This window comes from Candidatus Woesearchaeota archaeon (assembly GCA_018675335.1).
Lineage (GTDB): Archaea > Nanobdellota > Nanobdellia > Woesearchaeales > UBA11576 > JABJCP01.
Genome location: JABGYH010000008.1, coordinates 1 through 12,589 on the forward strand (window position 1 = coordinate 1; position 12,589 = coordinate 12,589).

The 12,589-nt window shown below is 33.1% G+C and carries 4 protein-coding genes; 2 read left to right on the top strand and 2 right to left on the bottom strand.

Features of this window, described 5'->3' with window-relative positions:
* Positions 1–907: hypothetical protein (locus HN587_06935; protein ID MBT7903571.1), on the bottom strand; the 907-nt coding region annotated here is incomplete at its 3' end.
* Positions 907–10,614, bottom strand: coding sequence for a hypothetical protein (locus tag HN587_06940; protein MBT7903572.1), 9,708 nt, complete (start codon positions 10,612–10,614; stop codon positions 907–909). The genes HN587_06940 and HN587_06935, both read right to left, overlap by 1 nt.
* A 354-nt stretch (positions 10,615–10,968) precedes the next feature.
* Between HN587_06940 and HN587_06945 the strand changes: the two genes are divergently transcribed.
* Both HN587_06945 and HN587_06950 read left to right on the top strand, forming a co-directional pair.
* Positions 10,969–11,829 carry a metallophosphoesterase gene (locus HN587_06945; protein ID MBT7903573.1) on the top strand — a complete coding sequence of 287 codons (861 nt, stop codon included), beginning with the start codon at positions 10,969–10,971 and terminating at the stop codon, positions 11,827–11,829.
* A gap of 86 nt (positions 11,830–11,915) precedes the next feature.
* A complete protein-coding gene (locus HN587_06950; GenBank protein ID MBT7903574.1) occupies positions 11,916–12,422 on the top strand; it encodes a hypothetical protein in 507 nt (168 codons plus the stop codon).
* The last annotated feature ends 167 nt before the right edge of the window (positions 12,423–12,589 follow it).

Here is a 12,589-nt window from a genome sequence, read left to right on the forward strand (position 1 = left end):
TCAAAACCCAACCATCATTCCAACCCCAAACCTGATAACTACCCGACAAATCACCAAACAAATCAGTAACAGCCAAACTATCCACCTCAACAGGAACACTAATCAAATACCAACTACCCACACTAGGCAAATCATATTCAACCATTGTAATTCCACTTGCCTCAGTTACATTAATTTCAGTACTTGTTCCAGTGGAATCAGCATTTTCTGACGAAATTGAAACATTAAAATCATAAACTTCTCCAGGAGGTAGAGGTGGAAGTTCAACTGTCCACGTAACAAACTTAGAAGTTGATTCTGAAACATCAATTGTTAAATCAGAAAAATTCACTATCCCTCCAACTTCACTACCGTTTAGACTAGTTGAAACTAATAAATCAATCCCCCTAACATCAATTTCAGGATTTGATGTAGATAAACCTAAAGTAATTGATAAATTAGTTGAAACATTTGAAACAGAGTAAGATGAATTCATAAAAGTTGGAGTAATCTGAGGCTTGGATACAATATTATAATTTGTATATTTAACACCTGGCGCACCAGTACCAGTAAAACTCCAAGTAATTTTTTTACCTTCACCCATACACATACCAAAATTTGTTCCTTCTACAGAAAACGTAGTTGTTGGAGATCCAGAACTTACTGAACTACTTGATGGACTAATATCTAAACAACTTAAACCTCCAAATTCAGTTCCAACTGAAGGATTAACTGTTATTGCATCGGTAACTCCTGAACAACTCACAGTAATATCTTCAGAAACACCTAAAATTGCAGTTGCAGCCGACGCAACAGTACAAGTTGCTGCACTTACTAATGTTAAAGATAAAATAAAAAAGATTGAAGCAATCAATAAAGTCAGCAATCTTTTATTTAAAATTTGTTTTGTTGATTTTTTTGCTTTCATTATTGCTCACCTCCTAACTCATCCCAACCCCTGTCGAACATATCATGCCACCCAGAATTTGGAACAAGATCTACAAACTGATTTTCAAAAACACTAAAATCAGTTGCAGTGTATTCTGTATCAAAACAATCATCCATTTGAGCAGATTCATTCCAGAAACAATCATGCACTGTCCAAGTTTCTTGATATGTTTCGAAATCAGTCATCCTCGTTGCTAAAATGATTTCATTTACATTAGACTCATTATCAAACGCTAAATCATCTAACAGCACTTTAAAGTCAATACTCTGCATTGGATTTTTACAAGTAATACTATAATTAGTATCTATAACTTCATCTAATACCCATTGACCTGCACTCCAAAAATAAAAATTATCTGAAACGTAGGATGGATCTTCACCAAATGCTAATTCAAACTTAAAATCTGCACCTTCAATACCTGCAAGTGTTGAACCTTGACTATCAATCGTATTGTAATAAGCAACATATGATTGATTGTATATTCTACCTCTTGATGGGTCTGATGGGAAACTACCTTCACAATAAGGCAAACCACCATTCCATTCAAAACCACCCAGTTTCATCTGAGTATACATATAAGTTGAATCATTAGCTATTTGTGCAAACACAATATCTCCTCCCGGACTTCCTTCAAAAGGTTTTGCTTCGTCAGCACCTTCAGTGCCATTCCAACCCCATAAAATTCCAGAGGACATATTACCTAATGCATCTGTTGATTTATCCCAATCATATAACATAATTAAATCATCTTCATGGAAATAATCACACATACATTCACAAACAGCGACGGTTTCTACACCATATGGTTCTTCAGCACAATCTACAACTGAATCACACTCACAATTTTTAATTTCGTGACATTGTTTGTCCCACATATCACAGAACCAATTATCTCCATATTGATCAATACATTCTGAATCCGCATTACAACCAATATTTGCTTCAGGAACATAATGACACTCACCATATTCACAAAGAGAAACATGTTCTGGAGGAATATCAGTACATTGAGAATCAGTAGTACATTCTACATCAGTAGTTGATTCATATTCACACATATAATTGTCACAATAATCAAATGTTGATGTGTTAGTATCATCACAATCATTTGCACCTTCACACTCACCAGAAATGTTATTACATTGACCAGTAAAATCACAAACCCCATATAATCCTTGCGCAGGATAATTTGGACATTCACCATCAAAACTACATTCTGATTCTTCGGAAATTACATAGTGAGTACACTTAGTTTGTAAACAAACATCCCTAGTAGTTGAATTATTATCATCACACTCAACAAATAATGAACATTCACCAGATGTACTATTAACTTCATAATTTGCAAACAGCATTCCAGCCATATCTGCAGGACCAAAGAAACTACTTCCTTTTTTCCTTAATTCGAGTAAACTTGTGTAAGTTCCAGGTCGAGCTCTAGATAAAACAACAAAGTGAGTTGGAGCATTAGGATTAATGTAAATTGGAGATCCCAACCAATCAGTTTTACCTGATTCTTGGCCGCCACCCATCATTTCCTGCATTGAAATCGCACCATTTTCACTTTGTAAATGTTTAACCATTTGATCAATCATAACTTTACCTGCAGTTTCCTCAGACGTTGTTAAATTAATTTCAATAAATTCATCTGCACCCACAACTGGATTTAAAATTTGAAGTTCAAAATCAGCAGTATCTGAATCATAGATTAAAATCATAGAATCAATAAACTCAACCACTTTGTCTCCTTTAATTATATCAACCCAAATAAATGCAGAACCTGCAGTAACATTTTCTGACGGAATATCTAAACTTATCTGTGCAAGGCCATTTGAAAATGAAACATTTTCAACTAAATCGTAATCTACTTCTTTTGCTCCGCACCAGCCCATATTACCAGGCACATACTCGCCCTCATCTTCAGACCACATGCAAATAGCACTAGTACTCTCACAATCATTCATTTCAACTATCCCATTACAATGTCCAACAATACTACCTTCACAAGCATCAACATTCCAAGTACAACTCATATCAGTGCAAACATCGGAATCAGTAATATGCATACACGCTAAACCTTCACCATTACAAGTTAACATTTGCGCGTCAAGTTCTTCTGACTTGGCACCAAAGTCACCACCCATAAAATCATCAGTCATCCATTCACATTCAGACTTAGAACTACAAGTTTCATTAGTCATTTTATTCATACAGTCCATTTCTTGTTCAGACATTGCAAACTTAGGTTCTTCTAATCCTGCATCAACTTTAAAATTACTTCCAAGAGGAGTTCCATTAGAATAAGTTGCAGACACATTAACATTCACCGTATCACCAGGAGAATATTTTAATGAATCAGTACTTAATGAAAGATTGAATTTTCTAATTACTTTCGTTTTATGAGACCAGAACCAACCTTGACCTGGTGCATCAACATTAACATTAAATTCATACTCCCCCTTGTTTGGAGCACTATCTCCTGCAAACTTAAATTTAGCTTCACCATTCATGTTAGTATATTTCTCATACCATCCTTCAATACTATTTTTACTCTCTCCGATGTTACTCCATTCAACACCGCAGTAAAATCCATCATCAGCCCACCAACCATTACAAGTTGGATTAATATTACAATTATTGGAATCTAACGCCTGACAATGTTCTTCAATACCAATACATGATGAAACATTCCAAATACATTCATCAGAACATTCATCTTGCGCCAAATTTGAACATACAACTAATTCTTCAGTTCCTTCTCCACCACCTGCAAACCAGTGCCTCATAACATCTAGATTAACTCTTGCATTTGGAGATGGAAGACCATTAGAATCAACAACTAAAACTGTTAAAGTTAAATCTTCTCCAGAATATAATTGATCTGCACCACCATTAATTAAAATTTCTACGTTCATACCGCGAACTTCAAACTGTTTTCTAACTTCTTGAACAGTCTCACCATCAGTTACTTCCATAATTAATTCGTAACCGCCAGTTGATTGAGGAACTACAATTTCACCAATAAATTCACCATTTGCATCTAATACAAAATCTTCATCTATTGAAATTGGTGCTTCACCCCAGTTCCACATATTTCTAAGTTCTTTAACTGTAACAATCCCCCCGTTTAGAGGAGTTCCATTAGCATAAGTTGATTTAATCCAATAAGATACGTTTTCACCTTTTTGAACAAATTCAGGTATTAATGAAGATACTTGGAAACTAACAATATTAAATCCAACATCTCTAGTTATTCCTAAATTTTCACAATTAACTCGAGCATTATATTCTCCTGCAGCCCAAGAATTATCAATTAAAAATTCTAACTGTGCACCAGGAGGACCTTGCATCGGGTTCATTTGAACTGCATCTTGAATTATTTCTTGATCAGTTGCAACTAAATTCCAAGTCTTTTGATCTCTAACTTCAGTTATAGAAACGTTTCCACAAGCACTAAGTTCATCAACATCTTGCCAACCATTTCTATTCCAAAGCTCTACTACAACAGTCGCATTACTACCACTCCATACATTCCAATCATTAATCCAAGTATGCATTTCATAGTCTGCTTCTGCACCACCTTTAACATCAAACCAAACACTCTGATCTTTTAACCAATCATCATTATCTTTAGTTTTTAATACAATCCAAGCATTATACTCTCCAGATTGAGATGGAGCAGTAAAATTAAACGAAGTTAAATCACCACTCACAATATCATAACATTCAGAATGATAATTAGTATTCCAAGTCCAAGTATTCTCAATTCTGTCCAAACAAACTTTATAATTTGAAACATCATCACCAGACACATTAACATCAACAAAAACAAGATCACCAGGACCTTTACTACTTACTTGATAATAAGTTGTATCATCTAAACTAGGATCTGCCGCTAATTCAACTTCCCACGTAAATGCTGAAAGTCTAAACCATTTAAAGAAATCCATAACTTTGTTTGATACATTAACTTCAACTCTTAAATCATAATCTGAGTCTCCAGCAAGTTCTGCCACAGTAAATCTAATTTCTGCATTACCCTCACTATCAGTAACTGAAGAGGTACTAGTAAAATTAATTGAATTAGTTACATCAACACTAGGTCCCTCAGATTTAGACATTTTAAAAACATCCTTAATTGAAACTTCTGCATCTTGAATAGGACTTCCTGAACTATCTTTTAATGTAATACTCGTAACTACTTCTGCAGCACTAGGAATTTCCCAATCCCAATAAGTTTTATCATCACCAGTTATTTCTCCACGTAAATCAATCATAACATCAAATGGACTGATCATAAATCCTCTCCATTCTTTACGCGCGCCATCACCAATGTCAAACTCTATATCATAAAATCCCATAAAATCATCAGGGATTAAATAACTAAAATCAACTTTGCCATCATTATTAGTATTACCAAGAGATATTGAATCATTAATAATAGTCCAATCATTAAATTCACTTTTAACAGTGTAAGTTATCGGAATATTATTTGCAGGAGTTCCATCATCATTCATAACTTTAATTTTTGCAATGTACATATCACCCACAGCGTAAGGAGGATGTGACTCTTCAAAAATTTCTACCTGATAACCAGAACTAGAAATATCAAATGACCTAAATTCTTCAGGACTTGTTCGTTTAAATTCAATATTAAAATTAGTATTAAGTCCAGGAGGTAAATTAAATTGCGTTTCTGCTCTACCATCTTCATCAGTAGTATTTGTTAAACTAACAAATAATTCAGAAGCAATTCCTTGTTTAGTTCCTGCTGCATCATAATATGAAACATTAACTAACTCAACATCAACTCCTGAAACTGGAGCACCATTAGAACTTTCTACTTTAGCAATAACAGTTACTAGTTCACCAGATGCATAAGATTGTTTATTTGTGAAAACATGAAATTCGCCATCAGTTGCTTTAAACCAAGTTCCCCTATGAATAATATTAGCACCAATCTCAAACTCGATTTCAACACCATATTCTCCAGCAGTATCTGTTGGGTCAAATTCAAAAACACCAATTCCACCATCAAGCAAAGTTACTTCTCCAGTAATACCTACACTATCATTAATCATATCCCAATTCATAGGGTTATGATACTCTATAATAGATACATTAACTTTAGTTCCTGCAATCATAGGATTCCCATCATTATCAGTAACAGTAAAATTAAGAGTTAAATTTTCTTCACCAACACCAATATGATCATTCATATTTTCATGGTTCCAAAAAATATCAAAACCAGATTTAATACCAAAACCATAATGCGCTTCGATTCTTTGAGGATCGTCTTTACTAGGAATAAAAGCTACCGCATCATAATCTCCAAAGTTAGGTATTGCTAAATTAACTTGAGCAAATCCACTTGATAAAGTAAAAGGATTATTCCCTAACTCAGACATGAATTCACCCATTTGATTATCTCTAATATATAATTCTCCAGATTCAGAAACATCACCCATCGAAACATTAAATGTTATTTGTTCATTAGCTCCGTAAATAGGATAAGTATCCACTTCGTCATCTGCAGCAATTAAATTAAGATTATATACTTGAGACTTAATTTTAAATCCTACAAAAACATCATAAGATCCACCAGCATAATCAATTCTAAATGTTGCATCATACCAACCTTTAACTTCTCCAGTATGGTTTAATGAAACTAATTCCCAACCAACATTCGATGAATCCGCAATTGAATCTATAGCAAAATTTGAAACAATTGTTCCATCTTTTTTAACATTAACAAGAGTTATATCTTCTGATGATAATGATTGAAACGCATCAGATTTATTTTCAAGCGCAATTTCAAGATCAACTAAATCAGATGATAAATACATACCATCAGGATTAAATGGTCTTGCTAAAGAAAAATATTCGCTCTCCACATAAAAATTAAACAATTTAATATCACTATCATTAGTACACGTACTTGATGCAGGATAAACACACAATTCAACTTCATAATTTCCAGGTAAATTATTAGGAACTGAAAATGAATAAATATTTGTGCCTTCTGAAAAAGAAGCTTCACTACCCATAAATCCTGCAATTACTTGAGATGCATCATCCATATCCAATAATCTTGTTGCATTAATTTTTATAGGACCAGAATTTGAAAAATTAATTTTTGCAGAATCTGATGTACTAAACATATTTTGTTCTTGCCAGAAATTATAGGTTATACCTAATGCTTTTACTGGATCTACAACTTTAAACTGTTTAGATATTGTTTCAATTGAATTATCAGAATCTTTTGTTTGAATATTTAATGAATAAGCTCCTTGTTTAGTAGGCGCTGTAAAAGTTAAATTTTTATTTTGAGTTACTGAAGTTAATTTTGCACCAAGCAAAGTAGTTACTTCTACAGTTCCTGCAAGCATTTCTGCCACAGTCGGAATCAAACAATCTCCTCCAGCACACATATGGCTTAACAACTTAAGTTCGTTCATACTTACTGCCCCACCACTAGGATTAGAGAGTAAAAAACCAACAGTAATATTTTCACCAGCCATAAAATCTTTAGAACTAGAACCTGAATCATCATACAGTTCTACATCAACATCAGTTTTTGCAACTGCAAATTCACAAGGGATCATGCCCCACGCATATTCTTGACTAGTAAGTTCAACATCGTCTGCAGATAATAACGGCCTATAATAACCAATATTATTTGGCGCTTTAAACGTTAACGTTGCAACACCATTTGAATTAGTAGTTCCAGCAGTAGTTGTAAGAGCCGTTGATTCAACATTAGATTCAGTGTTAGTAAATTTAGAAACTTCAACACCAACATTTTCAACACCTGAACCAAATTTATCTGTAACAGTAATTTTATACTCAACAGATGTGCCCGGCGCAACTGCTACTTGTTCAGAATTAACTAACTCACACTCTACACTTGCATAATTTTTAATAAATAAAAATCCATCATAGGTGTCATGAGTTCCACTCACACTATCAAAAGCAGAAACACCAAAAATATATTCTCCCTCTTTAACAGGAGATGAATTAACTGCTAAAGTAAACATTCCTGCAGAATTTGACGTTGCATCAGGAAAATTAATATCGTCAATTAATTTAGCTTGTTTTGAATCATAAAAACCATCAAAAGTAATACCAACACCTGATTTTGGTTGCATTGAAGACGGATCCACAACAAAACCAATTATATTTAATGAAGTTGCAGGAGCATGATAAAATGGATTGCTCACAATTAAATGAAATGCTTTAACCATTAACCAAGCTTCTCTTGTTTCTGAAACCGAACCAGTATTAACATTTACAAACGCAAGATACATTCCAGATGGAAGAGTCTTACCAGGTTTTGGGGTAACTGTAACTTGTGCAGCACCACTTGCAGTAATATTACTAGTTGCATCATACAAATCAGTAGAAACCGCTGTTGCACCACCTGAAATTAATAATAATTTGTCAACATTAACTGTTGAACCATCAACTACTGGCACACCTTCAAAATCAGTTGCTAAAACATTTAGAACAAAACCAGAACTTGGTTTGAAAAAAGGCCAATAACTAGAAGGATTACTAACTTTAGCAGGAGTTACAGAAACATCCAAGTTAGAAATTTGAAAAAAAGCATCGCCAGTTTCAACTGTACCTTCATCATCAGTTACATCAAATTCTGCACGATAAATTCCCGAAGGAAGATTAAGTGAGGCTAAAGGAATTTTTACAACAGGAACTCCACTACCCTTAGATGTTGCTTGAGCTAATGGAACATCTGAAGAAGTATTTGGCATAACCGAAAAAATTGGATCTAGATAAGTTTTACCAGTTGTTAAACTAGTTAATTTAGAAACTTCAATTGTTAAATCTGCAGCAGGCACAGTATATCCAACATCATTCATAACATTAACATGAAAATAAACATTACCAGTTGATTGGAATCTCCATTGCCAAGTACCATCGTCACCTCTAGAATCTGCCCAAATATCATATTTTTCAACACAAATTTGCTCAGAAGTTGATGACATACCACTATCAGTTGTGACTTCTAAAATACAAGTATAACATCCACCATCCGCAGGAGCGTTAACATCAATGTCTGATCCTTCACTTGTTCCTTCAGATTTAATCATTTCTTCAGTAACATCAACACCATCATCATCAACACAAGAAATAATCTCAACTTGATTAATTAAAGCTTCAGCATTACTTGCAAGCCAGGCTTCAGTATCAAATGTCATTGTCTCTCCAGCCATAACATTTGCTTTTAAATTTGCAAAACGATCTGCAACAGATACTGTTGCAACCAAATCATCTACTTCTACATAGATCACACCATCAACATAAGTGTTTGTACCTTCACTAGAAATATTTACTCTAATTTTTAAACGATATACTCCAGACTCAAGAGGAGTTGTGAAATTTAGTGCAGCTATAAAATCAGGATCAGTAGATGTAATTAAATTACCTTCACCTGACAAAAGATTCATACAATCAATTTCTGCTTGGTTACACTCAATAATTGAAGCATCAGTTAATTCATTATACGCATAAACTTTTCCGGTTGCTAAATCCCTCACATTTATTCCAATTGCAGCAGTATCATTTTTTAATAATGAATTAATTGCTTCATTATCAAATAAAGGTTCGAGTTCTAAATCTAGAGTTTTAATTTTAAAATATTTAGTATTTTTAATTTTTTTACCTGATTTTGTTACAGATACTTCAACATAATATTCTCCACTAGATAAATCAGATAAATCATATGATTGGGAAGAATAAGCACCGCTTACTTCTGCAAAATTACTAAAAGTATAAACTGCAGTTCCTGCATCATCTTCATTATTTTTTTTAATAATTGCAGTTACGGTTGCGCCAGAAACAGGAGATACCAGATCTCCACTTTTTTGAGTTACACTAACATCTAAACTAAGATTATTTTCTGATGAGAATTTTTTAGTTTCAGAACCAGTTTCATCAAAAAGAGAAATATCAAAATCAAACGAACTTACCTCAAACATTGCTTGAGCATATCCATTTTTAACACTAACAGTATAAAAACCATAACCTGTGCTATCTTCAGGAATAGTATAAGTTTCAGAAGCAGTCCCATTCTCATTTAAGACTAGAGCCATATTTGAATAAACTTCACTTCCTGATTCACCATTATTAAAGAAAATTTTAAGAGGAATAATTTCAGATGCTAAAGAAGTTTTTGAACCATTTAACTCCAAGTCATACGCTTTTACAGTAATCGTTACCGTATCACCCAGTGAATATTCAGAACTATCAGTATAAAGTAAATATTGTCTTTTCGGTTCAACATCAAAGAAAGCATAACTTAATGTTGGAGGAATTAAGGGATTTGAATTAAAAAGCATAACTGAGATTGAATATTTTCCAGATTCAGATGTGTTACCGAATTTAGGTGCAGTAAATTCACCATCTGAATTTAAAAGAATATTACCAAGGTCATAAGAAGTTCCAGACGGATCAAAAATCTGAACTGAAACATTCCTGCCAGTTATTGGTGTTGACGTACTACCAACCACATTTTTCGCATAACCTGATACAGTTATGTTTTCGCCCGGTTCGATCAGCCCACCAGGCATTGTTTGTAGCCCAAGCTCATCATAATCATCACTGGAAACTATAAACGTTGACAAAATAAACATTATTAGAAATAAAACTAGACATATTGCTTTCTTCATATTATATGCACCCTTTTTTTAAATAACAATTTTCCCCTTTTGTAAATATAAAAAGTATAGATTATTGATATAATGATGAGTGGCGTTTAAATACTTTTCGTTAAAAAATCCATTTTTTAGAAAAAAAAACATTAATTCTTGACGGCAAAAATAATTAAAAAAACTTAAAATAAGTTTGATTTTAAATAAAATAAAAAAGTGTTTAAATCAGAAATATAAATTAATTCTTATTTCAATAAAAAACAAAACCGTAAACTTTAAAAAGAATGACTGCGTATTGCGGCAGCGATAAATTGCGAAGTTTATCAAACAATAAATTTAGACAAATTAGCAAAAATGTTGTGTTGAGACTCTATGCGAATTGGACTAATATCTGACAACCACGAAGGCGGGTTTGAGAGAAAAATTGCAGAAGCATTAAAAGGCGAAGATGTTGATGCAATAGTTAGTCTAGGTGACGCTATAGAAATTCCAACAAATTCTGAAAGACTAATTAGGGTTCAACAAATATTTTGTGAAACTGGAATTCCATTTTATTCCACTGCAGGAAATCATGAAGGATACCAGGCATGGGTTCGCGCCTCAGAGGTAGTTTGTCAAAGATATGATAATTTTTATGATGCGGCACTACAACACATATTTAGAATAAATGGAATAAGTTTTGTATTTGTTCCAGGAACCGAAGGCATGGATGATGATTTTTTAGTTGCAAATGGAAAAACCGGGCTTAAAAAAATTGATGGTCGCGAATGCTATGTTACAAGCACAAAACAAATTGAACGAATGCTAAAAGAACAAAGTATTGATACTAGTAAAACAATTTTGTTTACACACCAACCGCCAGAACAAGGATACAGAAATGGAACTGATTCTCTCGTAGGCACAGATTATGAAATAGTTGAAAATCCCCTTGAAGCAGATGGAATAACTGATGAAGAACGAGATTTTTATGAATTACATCAAATGATTGGACAAGGAAGTATGCAAACAAGAATGCTCATTAAAAAAACTGGAATACCCCTAGTTTGTTCAGGCCACTTACACAGAAAAACAAGCGCAATAAATCACTCAGGAGAAGATTTAGTTGAAGGAGACGTATCAAATACAATGTATATAACTCCTGGAATGGCAGGACGTGGAGAATTTGCAATTCTTGAAACAGATGATTCTACGGGCAATCTTGTTGCAAGCTATGAAAAAAGAAATGTGCAATAAATTGATGATAATTATTCATTAAATTGATAAAAAATTAGCTTAGCACATAACAAACATTTTTATAGAATTCTAAATTAGACCTAGTTATGCAAGCAGAACATAAAAAAAAAGTTTTGAATAAACAATCAAAAATAGATTCCAATAAAAAAATCAAAAGCCCACAAACAAAACAACAAACAAGACAACAAAAAACACAGGGCAAACGCAGACAAAAAAAACACCGAAAAAAACCAGATAAACATAGAGCAATTGCTAATGAGCGAATAAATATTTTATTTAACGAAGCAGATGAAATGCATAACGAAAGTCAAACGCTTGCAAACAGATATGTTATTTTAGCTCGAAAAATTTCAATGAAATATAAAGTGAAACTCGCATCCGTTTTTAAAAGAAGATTTTGTAAACACTGCTATTCATTCTTAGTTCCAGGGAAAAATTTGCGAGTACGTTTCGGATCAGGAAAATTAATTTATTATTGTTTAACTTGTAAAAAATTTTGGAGAATGCCTGTGAAAAATATTAAAAAACAGAACAAAAAGCAAAACGCCCAACAATTATCGAAAGACCACATTAAAAATCAAGAAACTAAATAAAACTTAAAATAAATTGTCTTAATGAAGAGACAACAAAAAATCAATTATTTGTTTTTAAAACAAACAGTGTCATCCACAAAGTACGACGTCAAAACTACTTCTTTTAGACTATCACTATATTTTTACTACAGAAAAGTTTATATAGGAAATTTCTTTCCAAAAGTGAA

Bases quoted from the DNA above. Each gene is read 5' to 3' on its own strand.
- HN587_06940 (MBT7903572.1), bottom strand. From the start codon at position 10,614: ATGAAGAAAGCAATATGTCTAGTTTTATTTCTAATAATGTTTATTTTG.
- HN587_06945 (MBT7903573.1), top strand. From the start codon at position 10,969: ATGCGAATTGGACTAATATCTGACAACCACGAAGGCGGGTTTGAGAGA.
- HN587_06950 (MBT7903574.1), top strand. From the start codon at position 11,916: ATGCAAGCAGAACATAAAAAAAAAGTTTTGAATAAACAATCAAAAATA.